15 protein-coding genes are annotated in these 16,481 nt (G+C 68.7%); 2 read left to right on the top strand and 13 right to left on the bottom strand.

Going from position 1 to position 16,481, the window contains the following annotated elements:
- Positions 1 to 52: 52 nt before the first annotated feature.
- From ACAM42_RS26350 to ACAM42_RS26310, 9 genes are all read right to left on the bottom strand, one after another.
- Positions 53 to 907: a phosphodiesterase gene (locus tag ACAM42_RS26350; protein WP_369629897.1), complete on the bottom strand. Its 855-nt coding sequence runs from the start codon at positions 905 to 907 to the stop codon at positions 53 to 55.
- Positions 904 to 1,977 (bottom strand): ABC transporter ATP-binding protein, encoded by a 1,074-nt coding sequence (locus ACAM42_RS26345; protein WP_139703304.1) that lies wholly within the window; start codon positions 1,975 to 1,977, stop codon positions 904 to 906. The genes ACAM42_RS26350 and ACAM42_RS26345 overlap by 4 nt, the downstream gene beginning before the upstream one ends.
- The gene (locus ACAM42_RS26340; RefSeq protein WP_307587071.1) at positions 1,967 to 2,767 is read right to left on the bottom strand and encodes an ABC transporter permease; all 801 of its coding nucleotides are present in this window, start codon (positions 2,765 to 2,767) and stop codon (positions 1,967 to 1,969) included. The genes ACAM42_RS26345 and ACAM42_RS26340 overlap by 11 nt, the downstream gene beginning before the upstream one ends.
- Positions 2,767 to 3,600 (bottom strand): ABC transporter permease, encoded by an 834-nt coding sequence (locus ACAM42_RS26335; protein ID WP_369629896.1) that lies wholly within the window; start codon positions 3,598 to 3,600, stop codon positions 2,767 to 2,769. The genes ACAM42_RS26340 and ACAM42_RS26335 overlap by 1 nt, the downstream gene beginning before the upstream one ends.
- 16 nt (positions 3,601 to 3,616) lie before the next feature.
- Positions 3,617 to 4,630 (bottom strand): ABC transporter substrate-binding protein, encoded by a 1,014-nt coding sequence (locus ACAM42_RS26330; RefSeq protein WP_062480910.1) that lies wholly within the window; start codon positions 4,628 to 4,630, stop codon positions 3,617 to 3,619.
- A gap of 28 nt (positions 4,631 to 4,658) precedes the next feature.
- Positions 4,659 to 5,678, bottom strand: a complete 1,020-nt coding sequence (locus tag ACAM42_RS26325) for a LacI family DNA-binding transcriptional regulator (protein WP_369629895.1) — start codon at positions 5,676 to 5,678, stop codon at positions 4,659 to 4,661.
- A 163-nt stretch (positions 5,679 to 5,841) separates the two neighbouring features.
- Entirely contained in the window at positions 5,842 to 6,357 is a 516-nt protein-coding gene (gene lspA, locus ACAM42_RS26320) for a signal peptidase II (protein WP_062480914.1), read from the bottom strand.
- The gene (gene ileS, locus ACAM42_RS26315) at positions 6,357 to 9,206 is read right to left on the bottom strand and encodes an isoleucine--tRNA ligase (RefSeq protein ID WP_369629894.1); all 2,850 of its coding nucleotides are present in this window, start codon (positions 9,204 to 9,206) and stop codon (positions 6,357 to 6,359) included. The genes lspA and ileS overlap by 1 nt, the downstream gene beginning before the upstream one ends.
- Positions 9,207 to 9,332: 126 nt before the next feature.
- Positions 9,333 to 10,370: a bifunctional riboflavin kinase/FAD synthetase gene (locus tag ACAM42_RS26310; protein ID WP_062480918.1), complete on the bottom strand. Its 1,038-nt coding sequence runs from the start codon at positions 10,368 to 10,370 to the stop codon at positions 9,333 to 9,335.
- A 165-nt stretch (positions 10,371 to 10,535) separates the two neighbouring features.
- Here ACAM42_RS26310 and ACAM42_RS26305 point away from each other — a divergent pair, with 165 nt between their 5' ends.
- On the top strand, positions 10,536 to 11,096 hold the full coding sequence (locus tag ACAM42_RS26305) for an HNH endonuclease (RefSeq protein ID WP_062480919.1): 561 nt from the start codon (positions 10,536 to 10,538) through the stop codon (positions 11,094 to 11,096).
- A 46-nt stretch (positions 11,097 to 11,142) separates the two neighbouring features.
- Here ACAM42_RS26305 and ACAM42_RS26300 read toward each other — a convergent pair whose 3' ends face one another.
- The 4 genes from ACAM42_RS26300 to ACAM42_RS26285 form a co-directional block, all read right to left on the bottom strand.
- On the bottom strand, positions 11,143 to 11,928 hold the full coding sequence (locus ACAM42_RS26300; protein WP_369629893.1) for an enoyl-CoA hydratase: 786 nt from the start codon (positions 11,926 to 11,928) through the stop codon (positions 11,143 to 11,145).
- Positions 11,929 to 11,934: 6 nt separating this feature from the next.
- On the bottom strand, positions 11,935 to 13,293 hold the full coding sequence (locus tag ACAM42_RS26295) for an alpha/beta fold hydrolase (protein WP_369629892.1): 1,359 nt from the start codon (positions 13,291 to 13,293) through the stop codon (positions 11,935 to 11,937).
- A gap of 96 nt (positions 13,294 to 13,389) precedes the next feature.
- On the bottom strand, positions 13,390 to 14,505 hold the full coding sequence (locus ACAM42_RS26290; protein WP_062482928.1) for an acyl-CoA dehydrogenase family protein: 1,116 nt from the start codon (positions 14,503 to 14,505) through the stop codon (positions 13,390 to 13,392).
- 12 nt (positions 14,506 to 14,517) lie between these two features.
- Positions 14,518 to 15,699: an acyl-CoA dehydrogenase family protein gene (locus tag ACAM42_RS26285; RefSeq protein ID WP_139703276.1), complete on the bottom strand. Its 1,182-nt coding sequence runs from the start codon at positions 15,697 to 15,699 to the stop codon at positions 14,518 to 14,520.
- A 163-nt stretch (positions 15,700 to 15,862) separates the two neighbouring features.
- Here ACAM42_RS26285 and purN point away from each other — a divergent pair, with 163 nt between their 5' ends.
- The gene (gene purN / locus ACAM42_RS26280; protein WP_062482933.1) at positions 15,863 to 16,459 is read left to right on the top strand and encodes a phosphoribosylglycinamide formyltransferase; all 597 of its coding nucleotides are present in this window, start codon (positions 15,863 to 15,865) and stop codon (positions 16,457 to 16,459) included.
- The last annotated feature ends 22 nt before the right edge of the window (positions 16,460 to 16,481 follow it).

Below are 16,481 nucleotides of genomic sequence, written 5' to 3'. Positions count from 1 at the left end.
CTCTTGTTTTCGTTTTGATTCGTTTCAGCCCCATTTTCCACAAGTAGACGCTTCAGTCGATCAGGGCTCCGTTGTCGTGGAAAGGATAAGGCCCTTCGAAGCTGCCGGAGGCCGCCAGGTGGGTGACGAGCCGGCGCCCGGCCGCGGACCAGGCGTGCACCCGGAACGAAGGCGGCTCCAGCGTCCAGGCCGAGGCGGCGTCGGGCGCCAGGTCGAGGCAGACCTGGTGCGCCTGCGCCGGCGAGGTCGAGGCGATGGTGCCGCCGAAGCGCACGTCGATGGCGCGGTGCAGGTGGCCGCAGATCACGCGCTCGACGTTCGTGTAGCGGCGCAGCAGGGCCTCGAGCGCGTCGGCGCCTTCGAGCAGGCCGATCTCGTCCATGTGGCCGATCAGCGTCTCGAAGGGCGGGTGGTGCATGGCGACCACCACGGGCTCGTGGCGGCAGGCGTCGAGCTGGGCTTCGAGCCAGGCCAGGCGCTTGTCGCACAGCGTGCCGTGGCTGGCGCCGGGCACGCAGGTGTCGAGCGTGAGCAGCCGCAGGTCGCCGACGCGCACCGAGTACTGCACGAAGCCGTGCGTGTCGGCGCCCGTGTCCAGGTAGGCGTGGCCGGGGAAGCTGCGGCGCAATTGGTCGCGGTCGTCGTGGTTGCCGGGCAGCAGGTAGACGGGCATCGTCAGCGGCGCGAGCAGGGCGGCCAAGTGGTCGTACTCGGCCGCGCGGCCGAAGTCGGTCAGGTCGCCGGTGATCACCACCGCGTCGGGCGGCTGGCGCAGCGCGAGCACCGACTGCACGGCGCGCGCGAGGTAGGGCGCCGTGTCGATGCGGCCGTAGGCCAGCCGGCCGGGCTCGCGGATGTGCAGGTCGGTCAGCTGGACCAGGAAGGTGTTGGGATTCGTTGTCGTCATGCGCGGGTTTCCTGCGAGGTCATCAGGCGGTCGGCCGGGATGCGCAGGCCCACCGCGTCGCCCGGTCCGAAGGGGTTGTCGCGGCCCACGTCGGCCACCAGCACGGGCTGGTCCTGCAGGCGCAGGTGCAACTGCACGCGGTCGCCGAGGAAGGTGCGGCGTTCGACCGTGGCGCGGCCCCAGCCGGGCGCCTCGCCGGGCGGGGGCGCGCCGACCTCGATGTCTTCGGGCCGCACCAGCAGCGTCGCATGCTGCTGCCAGGGCGCGGGGCAGGGCAGCGACGACCCTCCGAGTCGGACAACGCCCTGTGCGATGGCGTCGGGCGCGCGCTCCAGCCGGTTGACCCGGCCCAGGAACTCGGCCACGAAGGGGTGCGCGGGCGCGCGGTACAGGTCTTCGCCGCGTCCGACCTGCACGATGCGCCCGGCGCGCATCACGGCGAGCCGGTCGGCGATCGCCAGCGCCTCCTGCTGGTCGTGCGTGACATGGATGGCCGTGATGTGCAGGCGGCGCAGCAGCTCGGCGAGTTCGTCGCGCAGCGATTCCTTGAGCTTGGCGTCGAGCGCGGCCAGCGGCTCGTCGAGCAGCAGCACGCGCGGGCGCACGGCCACGGCGCGCGCCAGGGCCACGCGCTGGCGCTGGCCGCCCGAGAGTTCGGCGGGGCGCTTGTTCTCCAGGCCGCCCAGTCGCACGAGGTCGACCAGTTCGCCGACGGCGCGTTTTTCTTCCTCGGGCGACACGCCGCGGATGCGCAGGCCGTAGCCGATGTTGGCCGCCACCGTCATCTGCGGAAAGAGCGCGTAGCTCTGGAACACCATGCCCACGCCGCGGTGTTCGACCGGGCGCTGCGTGACGTCCTGGTCGCCGAAGACGATGCGGCTGCCGTCGTCGGGTGCTTCCAGCCCGGCGATGAGGCGCAGCAGCGTGGTCTTGCCGCAGCCCGAGGGGCCGAGCAGCGCGAGCACTTCGCCGGCCTCGACCTTGAGGTTGGTGGGCTGCAGGCCGCGCGTGCCGTCGGCATACGTCTTCGCGCAGTTCGAGATGTCGACGGGGATGCGTTCAAGTTCCATGGCGTTTCTGCATCAGGTTGGCAAGGTACTGCAGGCCCCACAGCACGGGAAGGATCACTGCGAAAAAGACCAGCGTGTAGGCCGATCCGATCTCGATGCGCATCGAGGCGTAGCTGTCGGCCAGGCCCACGGGCAGCGTGCGCGTGAGCGGCGTGTGCAGCATCCAGGTGAGGTTGAATTCGCCCACCGACAGCGTGAACACCATCAGGCTGCCGGCCACGATGGCCGGGAACACCGCAGGCACGAGGATGCCCATGAAGCGCTGGCGGAAGTTCGCGCCCAGCGAGCGCGCGGCCTCTTCGAGCGCGAGCAGGTCGTCGCGCTGGAAGGCCGAGCTCACGGTGCGCACCATGAAGGGCAGCGTGAAGACGATGTGGCCCACGAGGATGAAGGCGAAGCTCTGGCGGAAGGCCGTGAGCTGGCCGTAGGCGAGGATGAGCGCGAGCGCCGTCGCCAGGCCCGGCACCGCGACCGGCAGGGTCAGAAGTTCTTCGAAAATGTGCGCCGCGCGCGAGCGGCTGCGCGCCAGCGTGTAGGCGCAGGGCACGCCGATCAGCACGGTGCACACGACGCAGGCGACGGCCAGCGCGAGCGACCAGCCGACGGTACCGCCGTAGTTCTCCCACACCTCGCCGAGCCAGCGCAGCGTGAGGCCGCTCTTCAGGCCGGTGCTGTAGTTGTTGACGAGGCCGGCCATCACCGACAGCAGCATCGGCGCGATCATGAAGAGGCTCACGATCACGGTGACGGCGAGCAGAAAGGGGGCGCGGGGTTGCGAAGGGGTCTTCATCATCGGGCGACCGGGTTGGCGCCGAAGCGGCGCGCCACGAAGAGCACCAGCCAGGTCACGACGCCCAGCGAGATCGACAGCGACGCGGCGAGCGCGAAGTTGGCGTAGTTGGTGAACTCGTTGTAGATGGTGATGGGGATCACCTCGAACTTGCTGGCCAGCGTGAAGGCCGTGCCGAAGGCGCCCATCGAGGTGGCGAACAAAATGGCGCCGCAGGCCAGCGTGGTGGGCGCGAGCTCGGGCATCCACACGTCGCGCGCCACGCGCAGCTTCGAGGCGCCGAGCGAACGCGCCGCTTCCTCGAGCTGCGTGTTCATCGACTCGGCCGCCGCGGCGTAGGTGGCGATGGCGCGCGGCAGCGAGAAATACAGGTACGCCAGGAAGAGGCCGAGCAGGCCGTAGGCGAAGGTGATGCGCTCGCCGACCAGCGCGTCGCTCAGGTCGGCCACCACGCCCTGGCGCCCGCCGAGCAGGATCACGAAGAAGCCGATGATCACGCCCGGGAACGACAGCGGCAGCGTGAGCAGCGACAGCAGCATGCGCTTGCCCGGGAAGGCATGGCGCGCGAGGTAGATGCCCACCGCCGCGCCCAGCACCAGCGTGGCCAGCGTCACCGCCACCGACAGCGCGACGGTGTTGGCCATGCTGTGCAGGTAGCGCGCATCGGTCAGCACCGCGAAGTAGGTGGCGGCGCCCTTGTCGGCCGGCAGCGCGAGCAGGCGCACCACCGGCAGCAGCCAGAAGGCCGCGAAGAAGACGGCCGCCGGCGCGACGCAGGCCAGCAGTCGCCAGCGCGGGTCCCAGGCGTTGGAGGATGTGGTGCTGCGTGTCATCGCGCGCGGCGCCGGGTCAGCGCACTTCCTTCAGGTACTGGTCGGAGAAGCCACGCTGCGCGTCGGCCATGCGGGCGTAGTCGACGGTTTTGGCACGCGCGTAGTCGCTCGCGGGCAGGAACTGCGCCTCGATCTCCTTGGGCATCGCGCTGGCGCGCACCGGGCGCAGGTAGGCCTTGGCCCAGATCGCCTGGCCTTCGTCGGACAGCGTGAAGTCGAGCACCTTCTTGGCATCGGCCGCGTGCGGCGCCTTGGCGACCAGGCTCATCACGTAGGGCACGGCCAGCGTGCCTTCGCTGGGGATGACGAAGGCGACGTTGGCCTTGTCCTTGTACTTGGCGCGGTAGGCGTTGAAGTCGTAGTCGAGCAGGATCGCGATCTCGCCCGACAGCACGCGCGCGTACGAGGTCTGCTTGGGCACGATGGGCTCGTTCTTCTGCAGCGCCTTGAAGTAGTCGATGGCCGGCTTGAAGTTGTCGAGCGTGCCGCCGCGCGCCTGGTTCACGGCCACGGCGCCCACGTAGCCCACGAAGGCCGAGGCGGGGTCGAGGTAGCCGATGAGGCCCTTGTACTCGGGCTTGAGCAGGTCGGCCCACGACTTGGGCACCGGCTTGCCCTTGAGCGCGTCGACGTTGACCATGAAGCCGAGCGTGCCCGAGTGGATGGTGAACCAGTTGCCTGCGGGGTCCTTCAGGCCGTCGGGAATGTCTTTCCAGGCGGCCGGCTTGTAGGGCTCGACCACGCCGTCTTTGGCGGCCTGCACGGCGAAGGTCACGCCGAGGTAGGTGACGTCGGCCACGGGGCTGGCCTTTTCGGCGACCAGCTGAGCGAGCGACTGGCCCGAGTTCTTGTTGTCGGCCGGCACGGTGATGCCGGTCTTGGCCTTGATGGCCTTGAGCTGGGTGCCCCAGTCGGCCCATTCGGTCGGGCAGTTGTAGCAGATGGCGGTCTGGGCCATGGCGCCGCCGGCGGCGACGAGGGCGGCGGCCAGCACGCCGAGGCGGGCGAGGCGGTGAAAGCGCAGGGACATGGAAAAACTCCTGGGAGGGGTGGTGAGGTCAGGACAGTGCGGCGTCGTTGTCTTCGCGCGCATTCGCGCACGACTCGCCGTCTCGGAAGGCATGGGGCAGCAGCAGGCTCGCGTCGGCCTGCAGCGCGCGGCCGCCGGCGATCGCCTGCGCCAGCAGCTCGACGCTGTGGCGGCCGATGTCGCTGTTGGGCTGCGCGATGGTGGTGAGCGCGGGCGTGAGGTCTTCGCCGAGCGCGATGCCGTCGAAGCCGACCACGCTGAGGTCGTCGGGCACCACCAGGCCGCTCAAATGCGCGGCGCGGATGCTGCGGATGGCGAGCAGGTCGTTCGAGCAGACCAGCGCCGTGGGGCGGCTGCGCGGGCGCAGCTCGGCGCACAGCGCATCGACGGCGGTCTCGACGAAGGGCACTTCGACCAGCGACGGCGCGGCAAGGCCTGCTTCGGCCATGCCGCGCTGGTAGCCGCGGTAGCGCTGCTGCGCGCGGTCCGACGCGGCCAGCGTGCCGCTGACCATCGCGATGCGCCGGTGGCCCAGCAGCACGAGCCGCGTGACCGCATCGGCCACCGCGCCTTCGCTGTCGACCGACACGCAGGGATGGTCGGCGTGCCGGTTGTAGGCCAGCACGTAGGGCACGCCGGCGGCCTGCAGGCGCTGCAGCGCGGCCGAGGTGGACGGGTTCGACACCACGAGGATCAGCCCGTCGACATTGCCCGCCAGCAGCAGCTGGACGGCGCGCTCTTCCTCGTCGAGCCGGTAGCCCGTGGTGACCGGCAGGATCGCGTAGCCGCCCGCGACGGCCGCGCGCGCGATGCCCTGCAGGCATTCGGCGAAGGTCGGGTTCAGCAGCGTGGGCAGCACCACGCCGAGCGTGCGGCTGCGCTGGGTGCGCAAGGTGCGGGCGCTGGCGTTGGGCAGGTAGTTGAGTTCGCGCGCCACGCGTTCCACCAGTTCGCGCGTGGCCGGCGTCACCTTGTCGGGGAAATTGAAGGCGCGCGAGACCGTGGCCACGGAAACCCCGGCCTGGGCGGCTACTGCTTGGATGCTCATCGTGCGGGGTCCGTGGTGGGGTTCATGTAATCGATTACATTGGACCGGCGCAGTATGACTTCGCGATGACAGGGCAGGGAAGTGGGGAGAACCCCGGGGCCGCGGGCGCAGAGCGCGGCCCAAAGAAAAAGGGGCCCGTGGGCCCCTTTGGTCGAGAACTGGCTTACTTGCCCCGGCGCACCCGCCGGATCTCGTCGACGATCAGGCAGATCGCCCCGAGCGTGATGGCGCTGTCCGCCGCGTTGAACGCCGGGAAGTACCAGTTGCCCCAGTGGAAGCTCAGGAAGTCGACGACGTAGCCGTGCATCATGCGGTCGACCACGTTGCCGATGGCGCCGCCCAGGATGCAGGCCATCGCGAACGAGAAGAGCTTCTGGCCCGCGTGCGACCGCAGCATCCAGACGATGAAGATCGCCGCCGCCACGCCGATGGCCGTGAAGAACCAGCGCTGCCAGCCCGAATGGTCGGCCAGGAACGAGAAGGCGGCGCCCGTGTTGTGCGCCCGCACGACGTTGAAGAAGCTCGTCACGTAGGTCGCGTCGCCGAGCTTGTAGTAGCCCAGGATCAGCGTCTTGGTGAACTGGTCGATGATCACGATGATCGTCGCCAGCCCGAGCCACGGCCAGATGCTGGCGCCGCGCGAACGCGAGGCCGACGAGGCGGAACGTGCGGTCGCCATCAGGCCACGCTGCGCGATTCGCCCGCGCCGAACAGGTTGCTCGTGCAGCGGCCGCAGATGGTCGGGTGCGCCGGGTCGTGGCCCACGTCCTCGCGGTAGTGCCAGCAGCGTTCACACTTCTGCGCGGTGCTGGGCGTGACCACGGTCGACAGCGTGTCGCCCGCCGCCAGCGCCACGGCCGAGGCGATGAACACGAACTTCAGGTCGTCGCCCAGCGAGCCCAGCAGCGCGAGGTCGTCGGCCGGTGCGTTCAGCTGCAGGTTGGCCTGCAGCGACGAGCCGACCTTGCCCTCGGCGCGCACCGCCTCGATGTCCTTGTTGACGCCGTCGCGGATCTCGCGGATGCGGCCCCACTTGGCGAGCAGCGCCTCGTCGGGTGCGGCGAACTGGCTGTAGGTCTGCGTGAAGATCGACTCGCCCGGCTTGCCGGTGCCCACGATCTTCCAGGCCTCTTCGGCCGTGAAGCTCAGGAACGGGGCCATCCAGCGCAGCATGGCTTGCGAGATGTGCCACAGCGCCGTCTGCGCACTGCGGCGCGCGAGCGAGCCCGGGGCCGTCGTGTAGAGGCGGTCCTTCAGGATGTCGAGGTAGAAGCCGCCCAGGTCTTCCGAGCAGTAGATCTGCAGCTTGGCCACCACCGGATGGAACTCGTACACCTGATAGTGCGCGAGGATCTCGGCCTGGAACTGCGCCGCGCGCGACATGGCGTAGCGGTCGATCTCGAACAGCTGGTCGAGCGGCACCGCGTCTTTCGCGATATCGAAGTCGCTGGTGTTCGCGAGCAGGAAGCGCAGCGTGTTGCGGATGCGGCGGTAGGCATCGACGACGCGCGCGAGGATCTTGTCGTCGCCCGCGATGTCGCCCGAGTAGTCGCTCGCCGCCACCCACAGGCGGATGATTTCCGAGCCCAGCTTGTTGCTGATTTCCTGCGGGTCGATGCCGTTCTTGAGCGACTTGCTCATCTTGATGCCCTTGGCATCCACCGTGAAGCCGTGCGTGAGCAGGCCCTTGTACGGTGCGCGGTCTTCCAGCATGCAGGCGATCAGCAGCGACGAGTGGAACCACCCACGGTGCTGGTCGTGGCCTTCGAGGTACAGGTCGGCCTCGGGGCCGGTCTCGTGGTGCACGTTGGGGTGCGTGCCGCGCAGCACGTGCGAGAAGGTCGAGCCCGAGTCGAACCACACCTCGAGGATGTCGGTGCTCTTGGTGTAGCTCGGTGCGTCTGCGGCGCCCAGGATGTCTTCGACGGTGACGCGGCTCCAGGCCTCGATGCCGCCCTTCTCGACGATGTCGGCGGCCTGGTCGAGGATTTCCATGGTGCGCGGGTGCAGCTCGCCCGAATCCTTGTGCAGGAAGAACGGGATCGGCACGCCCCAGCTGCGCTGGCGGCTGATGCACCAGTCGGGCCGGCCGGCGATCATGTCGTGCAGGCGGGCCTTACCGTTCTCGGGGTAGAAGCTGGTCTGTTCGATGGCGTCGAGCGCGGTCTGGCGCAGCGTCTTGGACGCCTTGTCCTTGGTGAACACGCCTTCGCCCTCGTCCATGCGCACGAACCACTGCGCAGCCGCGCGGTAGATCACCGGCGTCTTGTGGCGCCAGCAGTGCGGGTAGCTGTGGGTGATGGTCTCGGTGGTCAGCAGGCGGTTGGCCTCGCGCAGCGCGGCGATGATCACCGGCACGGCCTTCCAGATGTTCTGGCCGCCGAAGAGCGGGAAGTCGGGCGCGTAGCTGCCGTTGCCCTGCACCGGGTTCAGGATGTCGTCGTACGCCACGCCGTGGGCGATGCAGGAGTTGAAGTCGTCCACGCCGTAGGCGGGCGAGGAGTGCACGAGGCCGGTGCCGTCGGTGGCGGTGGCGTAGTCGGCCAGGTAGATGGGCGACAGACGCTGGTAGCCCGCATCGACGTCGTACAGCGGGTGCTCGAACTCGAGCCCGCCGAGCGCTTCGCCCTTGACCGTGGCCAGCACCTTGCCGTCGAGCGCGTAGCGCGTCATGCACATCTCGACCAGCGAGTTGGCCAGGATCAGCAGGCCCCGCTCGGTGTCGACCAGCGAGTACTCGAGCTCGGGGTTGAGGTTGATCGCCTGGTTGGCGGGGATCGTCCACGCGGTGGTGGTCCAGATCACCGCGAAGATGTCGCCCAGGATCGTGTGGTCGGTGCCGAAGGCCTTGAGCACCTTCTCGCGCTCGTGTGCCTTGAAGGCCACGTCGATGGTCTGGCTCTTCTTGTCGGCGTACTCGATCTCGAACTCGGCCAGCGAGGAACCGCAGTCAAAGCACCAATACACGGGCTTGAGGCCCCGGTACACGAAGCCGCGCTCGATCACGCGCTTGAACGCGCGCAGCTCGCCGGCTTCGTTGGCGAAGTCCATCGTCTTGTAGGGATGGTCCCATTCGCCCAGCACGCCCAGGCGCTGGAAGTCGACCATCTGCTGGGCGATCTGCTCCGTGGCGTAGGCGCGGCTCTTGGCCTGCATTTCGTCGCGGCTCAGGTTGCGGCCGAACTGCTTTTCGATGGCGTTCTCGATCGGCAGGCCGTGGCAGTCCCAGCCGGGCACGTACAGCGCGTCGAAGCCTTCGAGCTGGCGCGCCTTGGTGATCATGTCCTTGAGGATCTTGTTCACCGCGTGGCCCATGTGGATCTGGCCGTTGGCGTACGGCGGGCCGTCGTGCAGGATGAACTTGGGCGCGCCGTGGCGTGCGTCGCGCAGGCGGTGGTAGCGGCCTTCGTCGTTCCATTCCTTGACCCAGCCCGGTTCGCGCTTGGGCAGGTCGCCGCGCATCGGGAAGGGGGTGTCGGGCAGGTTCAGCGTGGAACGGTAATCTTTGGGGGAAGCAGCGTCAGACATGGTGGGGTGCGGCGAAACAGAGGGGGCTTCGACAGGCTCAGCCCGAACTGCATTGAGCGGTCGGTGCGGAAGATATAGCCGTTCGCCCTGAGCTTGTCGAAGGGCGGCAGCACGGGGCGTGCAGGGCTAAATTCGGTCGCGCGTGGTCTGGCGGTGGGTCTCGGCGTGGGTCGATGCGAAGAACGCGCGTGCGTCGCGGCCATCCTTCGCGATGCCCGCAGTGAGGGCTTCGAGGCTGGTGTAGCGCAATTCGTCGTGCAGTTTGTGCAGGAGTTCCACGCGCACGATTTTACCGTAGGCCCCTTCGGCCCCCAGATGCGAGGGCCACTCCAGGCAATGCGTCTCCAGCAGCACGCGCCCCGCGTTGACGTCGTTGGCGTCCAGCGAGGGGCGCACGCCGAGGTTGGCCACGCCCGGCAGCGGCTGGTCGGCCAGGCCATGGACCAGCACCGCGAAGATGCCGCTGGCGGCCGGTTTCCAGTGCTTGAAGCGCAGGTTGAGGGTGCGAAAGCCGTCGTCCTTGCCCGGCGACGAAGCGCCCAGCGCCCGGCCCAGCTTGCGGCCGTGGACCACGTGGCCCGAGATCGTGTACGGGCGCCCCAGCAGCGTGTGGGCATCGGCCATGCGGCCTTCGGCCAGCGCCTCGCGCACGGCCGAGCTGGACACCCGCAGGCCGTGCACCTCGTAGCTGTTCATGCGCGCCACGTCGAAACCGTGCGCTTCGCCGGCCGCATCGAGCATGGCGTAGTCGCCGGCGCGTTTGGCGCCGAAACGGAAGTCGTCGCCCACCAGCACGTAGCGCGCGCCCAGACCGTCGATCAGCACGTTCTGGATGAAGGCCTCGGGCGACTGGGATGCCAGCCGGCCGTCGAAGGGCAGCACGATGGTCTGGTCCACGCCGCAGGCCGCCAGCTCGGTCAGCTTGTCGCGCAGCGTGCCGATGCGCGCCGGGGCCAGGTCGGGTTTCTTGGTGACGGCGGCGAAGTAGTCGCGCGGGTGCGGCTCGAAGGTCAGCACGCAGCTGGGCAGCCCGCGATGGCGGGCCTCGGTCTGCAACAGCGCCAGCATGGCCTGGTGGCCGCGGTGGACGCCGTCGAAATTGCCGATCGTGAGGGCGCAGGCCGGAGCTACGCCCGGGTGTCGGAAGCCGCGGAAAACCTGCATGGGAGAGTATCTTTTTGATAGCGCCTGATGCCCGTCGTATGGGCAAATCAGGCCGATTTGTCACAAAGCCGGTATATTGTGACGCAGTGGGTGGGTTGGCGTGAGTCGCCAACGCATTCCGAATCTCTGGTCTCTGCGTGTTTTTCTCGTTTCGAGGAGGCGTGTGTGAAGGTCTTGAAGCTGTCGGCCCAAGGGCTGCCCCAGTCATGGATATCGCTGGAACAGGCGGTGATCCACTACGCGGCGGACGAAGTCCGCTGGGAAGTGGGCGCGCAGGTGGCCGTGTTCCGTGGCGGCCACAACGCGATCACAGGCGAGCAGTCGCAGATCGCGATCAACAGCATCATCGGCACCAAGGGCGTGCCGCGCATCAACCCCTTCGCGCAGCGCCCGGGCCTGACCAACAGCAAGCTGTTTTCGCGCGACCGCAACATCTGCGCCTACTGCGGCGGCCATTTCCACGAAGACGAACTCACGCGCGAGCACATCATTCCGTTCGCGCAGCGCGGCATCGACACCTGGATGAACGTGGTCACGGCCTGCAAGCCCTGCAACCACCGCAAGAGCAGCCGCACGCCGGAGCAGGCGAACATGCCGCTGCTGTACGCGCCCTATGTGCCCAGCCTGTGGGAAGACTTCATCCTGCGCAACCGCCGCATCCTGGCGGACCAGATGGAGTTTTTGATGGCGCACCTGCCGCAGTCGTCCCGGTTGCACGACATCTGACACCCGACACGCAAGAAAAAAGGAGGCCTCGGCCTCCTTTTTTCTTTCAGCCCTTCCAGGCCGGCGGCCGCTTCTCGATGAAGGCCTGCACGCCTTCCAGCGCGCTCTCGTCCATCATGTTGCAGGCCATGGTCCGGCTGGCGTCGGCCAGCGCGGTCTCGATGCCGGTTTCGAGCTGGCGATAGAACAGTGCCTTGCCCAGTGCGAGCGCCGTGCGGGGCTTGGCGACGATGCTAGCAACCAGCGCTTCGACCGCGGCGTCGAGCGCTTCGGGTGGTGCGACCCGGTTGACCAGGCCTTTTTCGCGCGCTTCTTCGGCGTCGATGAATTCGCCCGTCACCAGCATCTCGAAGGCTTCCTTGCGCCCGAGGTTGCGCGACAGCGTGACGCCGGGCGTGGCACAGAAGAGGCCCACGTTGACGCCGCTGACCGCAAAGCGCGCGTCGCTGGCGGCCACCGCGAGGTCGCACACCGCCACCAGCTGGCAGCCCGCCGCGGTCGCGATGCCGTGCACGCGCGCGATCACCGGCACGGGCAACCGCTGGATCGACAGCATCATCGCGCCGCACCGGTCGAACAGCTGCTGGTAGTAGCCGAGCGAGGGGTCGGCGCGCATCTCCTTCAGATCGTGGCCCGCGCAGAAGGCCTTGCCCGCCGCGGCGATGACGACGGCGCGCACCGTGTCATCGGCGGCGATGGTGCCGAGCGCCTGCTCGAGCGCGCCGAGCATGCCCTCGGACAGCGCATTGAAGGCGGCGGGGCGGTTCAGCGTGAGCGTGACCACGCCGCGCGCGTCGTGCGCCGTCAGGACAAAGGGGGCGGTGTCGTTCATGGCCGTTCAGTACGTCAGCTCGAGCACCGTCGCGTGCCCTTGCGCGGCGGGCCAGCTCTGGCCGGTGAGGCGCTCGCCGTTGAACTCGGCGCTGACCGCGCGCTGCGGCGCGCCGGCCGCGATGCGCAGCCGCGAGCTCGACTGCCCCGCGCCCTGGGCCGGCACGCCGGGCGGCGGGCTCTGGCCGTCGAAGTTCATCGTGTCGCGCTGCGCATCGAAGTAGCCGCGCGGGCGCGTGAAGACGACCACCGCGCCCGCGCCGCTCTCGGCCGGCGCCAGGCGCTCGGTCCGCAGGTTGACGACGCCGCTGCTGCGCACGAACGGGCTGCGGTAGATGTGCGTGGTGCCCTGGCCGGGCACGTCTAGCACGAACTCGTAGCGCGCCGTGGGCTGCGCGCTGAACGGGCCCCAGCGGCCGTCGGCGCCGACCGTCTGCTGGTGCGCCGCCTCGCCGCGCCGCGCGCCCGAGGCCGGGTCGACCGCAAAGACCGTGACGCGCGCGCCGGCCAGCGCGAGGTTGTCCGCGCCGGTCGCGCGGCCGTCGAGCACGACCTTCGATTCCGACGCCACCGCCGTGCTGGCCGGCGCCTGGCCGGTCAGGAAGCGCCAGGTCGCCGCGAAGGCAGAGAGCGAGAACGAGGTCTCGCGGTGGTCCACGCGCGGCAGCACGAGGTTGGTGGCGCCCTTGAGGGCCGGCCCGTCGAAGCCGATGTTCGTCGGCTGGCCCGGCGCGCCGATCCACAGGCCGTCGGGCTGGGCGTACTTGTCGTTGGTGTCCGAGCGCAGCGTGAGCCACTGCACGCCGGGCGTGACCTCGTCGCCGTTCGGGCCCTTGGGCGCATTGAGCTGCTGCATGAAGGCCGAGAGCCCCGAGAACTCGTTGTTCTCGCGCAGGCCCTTCACCTTCCAGATGCCGTGCGCCGGGTTGCCGCCCAGCACCACGTGGCTCACCACGGCCGCGCCGCCGCCGTTCTGCACGTAGTTGCGGATGGTGTTGCCGCCGCGCGAATTGCCGATGAGCACCACCTTGGGCGCGCCCGTGGCCTTCAGCACCTTCTCGACCTCGGCGCGCAGGAACGCCGCCGACTCGGCGGTGGAACTGCGCCCCGGCTGGGCCACGGCGTCGTCGTCGCGGGCCAGGGGAGTCGGCTGGTCGAGCGCAAACAGCCGCTCGCGCGGCCAGCCGTTCGATTCGAAGCGCCAGATCGTGGTCTGCCACAGCGCGGCCGAGTCGCCGTTGCCGTGCATGAAGACGATGGGCGGGCGTTCGGTGGAAGAGGGCGCGGAAGTGGCGCAGCCGGTCAGCAAGGTGACGGCGGTGCTTCCGGCAAGGGCCAAGGCAAGCAGGGTGCGGCGGGAAGGCATGTCTGTCTCTCTCCTGGCAGGGGGCTGGGGCCCCGCAAGTGAAAACGCCCGCCGGCGCAAGGCGGGCGGGCGTTGGATGCTATCGACAAACAGCCGTCAGGCGAAGACGCCGGCCGTGTCCTGCATGCGGGCAGAGACCTCGCCCAGGTGGTGCAGGGTGTCGCCGAAGGTGAGCTCGAGCTGCGTGAGCTTGCGGAAGTAGTGGCTGCCGATGTATTCGTCGGTCACGCCGATGCCGCCATGCAGCTGCACCGAGTTCGCGGCCACGTAGCGCATCGACGTGCCCAGCTGGTACTTGGCGCGGGCCAGCGCCTGGCGGCGCTCGTCGGCCGGGGCGTTGAGCTTGAGCGTCGCGTAGTAGCTCATCGAGCGCGCCAGTTCCAGCTGCATCTTCATGTCGGCGACGCGATGGCGCAGCGCCTGGAAGCTGGAGATGACCACGCCGAACTGCTTGCGCTGGTTCATGTAGTCGATGGTGACGTCGAGCGTCTTGTCGAGCACGCCGACCGCTTCGGCGCAGGTGGCGGCAATGCCGACATCGACCGCGTACTCGAGCGCGGCCAGGCCGTCGGCCGTGACCAGCGTGGCGTCGGCCTTGTCGAACACGACTTCGGCCGCGCGGCCGCCGTCCTGCGTGCCGTAGCCGCGGGCCTCGACGCCGCTGGCGCTGCGCTCGACCAGGAAGAGGGCGATCTTGCCGTCGACCTTGGCGGGCACGATGAAGGCATCGGCTTCGTCGCCCACGGGCACCACGCTCTTGGCGCCGGTCAGCGAGTAGCCGTTGCCCGACTTGACGGCCGTGGCCTCGCACACGTCGAGGCGGTAGCGTGCCTTGCGCTCCTGGTAGGCCAGCACCACGAGGGCCTGGCCGCCGGCGATGCGCGGCAGCCAGTTTTCCTTGGTGGCCGCGTCGGCGTAGCCGCCGAGCACGGCGCCGGCGATCAGCGTCTGGGCGAAGGGCTCCAGCACGATGCCGCGGCCCAGTTCTTCCATCACGACCATGCCGGCCACCGGGCCCATGCCCAGGCCACCGTCGTCTTCGCTGATGTACAGGCCGCCCAGGCCGAGCTCGGCCAGTTCGTCCCAGGCCTCGCGCGAGAAGCCGCCCTTGGCCTCGATGCCGCGACGGCGCTCGAAGTCATAGCCCTTGTCGACCCACTTGCGAACGGCGTCGCGCAACTGGTCCTGGTCTTCCGAAAAATTGAAATCCATGTTGGTGTCTCCTCAGCCCAGGACGGTTTGCGCCACGATGTTGCGCTGCACTTCGTTCGAGCCGCCGTAGATCGTGGTCTTGCGCATGTTGAAGAAGGTCGATGCCAGCGGTGCCAGCGCCGGGTTGCCGCCCGGGAAGTTGCCCTGCCAGCCGGCTTCCATGGCTTCGCGGATCAGCGGCAGCGAGTAGGGGCCGCCGGCCAGCAGCATCAGCTCGGCGTAGCGCTGCTGGATCTCGCTGCCGCGGATCTTGAGCAGGCCGGCCACGTCCAGCGAGTTCTTGCCCGAGGTGGCGGCCGACAGCACGCGCAGCACCATCATCTCGAGGGCGACGATGTCGACTTCGAGCTTGGCGATCTCGTCGCGGAAGCGCAGGTCGTCGTACACGCCTTCGCTCTTGGCGATGCGCTTGAGGCGCTCGAGTTCGCGCTTGGCACGGTTCACGTCGGCGATGTTGGTGCGCTCGTGCGAGAGCAGGTGCTTGGCGTAGGTCCAGCCCTTGTTCTCTTCGCCGATCAGGTTCTCGGCGGGCACTTCGACGTTGTCGAAGAACACCTCGTTCACCTCATGGCCGCCGTCGATCAGCTTGATCGGGCGCACGGTGACGCCGGGCGACTTCATGTCCAGCAGCAGGAAGCTGATGCCGGTCTGGGGCTTGCCCTCGTTGCTGGTGCGCACGAGGTTGAACATCCAGTCGCCGTATTGGCCGAGCGTGGTCCAGGTCTTCTGGCCGTTGACGATGTACTTGTCGCCCTTGCGCTCGGCCTTGGTCTTGACCGAGGCCAGGTCGGAACCCGAGCCGGGTTCGCTGTAGCCCTGGCTCCACCAGACTTCGCCGCTGGCGATGCCGGGCAGGAAGCGCTTTTGCTGCTCGGCGTTGCCGAAGGCCATGATCACCGGGGCGACCATGACGGGGCCGAACGGGACGATGCGCGGCGCGCCGGCCAGTGCGGTTTCTTCCTCGAACAGGTGGCGCTGCACGGCGGTCCAGCCGGGGCCGCCGAATTCCTTGGGCCAGCCGTAGCCCAGCCAGCCCTTCTTGCCGAGGATCTTGGCCCATCGCTGCAGATCGTCGCGCGTCAGTTCGAGCGCGTTGTGCACCTTGTGCGAAATCTCCTGGGGGAGGTTGTCCTTGACCCATGCGCGAACTTCTTCGCGGAACTTCTGTTCTTCGGGTGTGAAGCTCAAATCCATGCGTGCCTCGCTGTGTTGATCGGTCCACCGCAGACGCGGGGTGTCTCCGGAACTGCGAGTTTTAGCACGGTCGTGCTGCGATCCGGTGTCCGCGTCGCGACAAGCCCGCCGGCGTCTGGGTTGACGGGCGGCGTCGGCGGGGCACGGATAATCCCGGCCTCCCATGAAGAACATCGTGATCCTGATCTCCGGCGGCGGCTCGAACATGGCGGCCATCGTGCGCGCCGCCGAGCGCGACCGCTGGGCCGAGCGCTTCGGCGCGCGCATCGCCGCCGTCATCAGCAACAAGGCGGAGGCTGGTGGATTGGCGCTGGCCGCGTCGCACGGCATCGCGACCGCCGTGGTGCCGCACCAGGCCTTCGACAGCCGCGAGGCCTTCGACGCGGCGCTGGCCGAGGCGGTCGACGCCCACGCGCCGGCGCTGGTGGTGCTGGCGGGCTTCATGCGCATCCTGACGCCCGGCTTCGTGGCCCGCTACGCCGGGCGGCTGGTGAACATCCACCCCTCGCTGCTGCCGGCCTTTCCGGGGCTGCACACGCACCAGCGCGCCATCGACGCGGGCTGCAAAGTGGCCGGGGTGACGGTGCACCAGGTCACGGCCGAGCTCGACCACGGGCCGATCCTGGCGCAGGCCGTGGTGCCGGTGCTACCGGACGACACGGCCGCCACGCTGGCTGCCCGGGTGCTGTCCCAGGAGCACCTGCTGTATCCGCGCGCCATCGCTGGATGGCTGTTGGATACATTGAGTCACAAAGCTTAAAGTTGTTTATATTGTTGGGTTT

This window comes from Variovorax sp. V35, from assembly GCF_041154465.1.
GTDB lineage: Bacteria > Pseudomonadota > Gammaproteobacteria > Burkholderiales > Burkholderiaceae_C > Variovorax > Variovorax boronicumulans.
This window is presented reverse-complemented; position numbering and strand designations above follow the sequence as displayed.

What these genes read in the sequence shown, in the direction of transcription:
- ACAM42_RS26350 (WP_369629897.1), bottom strand. Translation starts at nt 907, where the DNA reads ATGACGACAACGAATCCCAACACCTTCCTGGTCCAGCTGACCGACCTG.
- ACAM42_RS26345 (WP_139703304.1), bottom strand. Translation starts at nt 1,977, where the DNA reads ATGGAACTTGAACGCATCCCCGTCGACATCTCGAACTGCGCGAAGACG.
- ACAM42_RS26340 (WP_307587071.1), bottom strand. Translation starts at nt 2,767, where the DNA reads ATGAAGACCCCTTCGCAACCCCGCGCCCCCTTTCTGCTCGCCGTCACC.
- ACAM42_RS26335 (WP_369629896.1), bottom strand. Translation starts at nt 3,600, where the DNA reads ATGACACGCAGCACCACATCCTCCAACGCCTGGGACCCGCGCTGGCGA.
- ACAM42_RS26330 (WP_062480910.1), bottom strand. Translation starts at nt 4,630, where the DNA reads ATGTCCCTGCGCTTTCACCGCCTCGCCCGCCTCGGCGTGCTGGCCGCC.
- ACAM42_RS26325 (WP_369629895.1), bottom strand. Translation starts at nt 5,678, where the DNA reads ATGAGCATCCAAGCAGTAGCCGCCCAGGCCGGGGTTTCCGTGGCCACG.
- lspA (WP_062480914.1), bottom strand. Translation starts at nt 6,357, where the DNA reads ATGGCGACCGCACGTTCCGCCTCGTCGGCCTCGCGTTCGCGCGGCGCC.
- ileS (WP_369629894.1), bottom strand. Translation starts at nt 9,206, where the DNA reads ATGTCTGACGCTGCTTCCCCCAAAGATTACCGTTCCACGCTGAACCTG.
- ACAM42_RS26310 (WP_062480918.1), bottom strand. Translation starts at nt 10,370, where the DNA reads ATGCAGGTTTTCCGCGGCTTCCGACACCCGGGCGTAGCTCCGGCCTGC.
- ACAM42_RS26300 (WP_369629893.1), bottom strand. Translation starts at nt 11,928, where the DNA reads ATGAACGACACCGCCCCCTTTGTCCTGACGGCGCACGACGCGCGCGGC.
- ACAM42_RS26295 (WP_369629892.1), bottom strand. Translation starts at nt 13,293, where the DNA reads ATGCCTTCCCGCCGCACCCTGCTTGCCTTGGCCCTTGCCGGAAGCACC.
- ACAM42_RS26290 (WP_062482928.1), bottom strand. Translation starts at nt 14,505, where the DNA reads ATGGATTTCAATTTTTCGGAAGACCAGGACCAGTTGCGCGACGCCGTT.
- ACAM42_RS26285 (WP_139703276.1), bottom strand. Translation starts at nt 15,699, where the DNA reads ATGGATTTGAGCTTCACACCCGAAGAACAGAAGTTCCGCGAAGAAGTT.
- purN (WP_062482933.1), top strand. Translation starts at nt 15,863, where the DNA reads ATGAAGAACATCGTGATCCTGATCTCCGGCGGCGGCTCGAACATGGCG.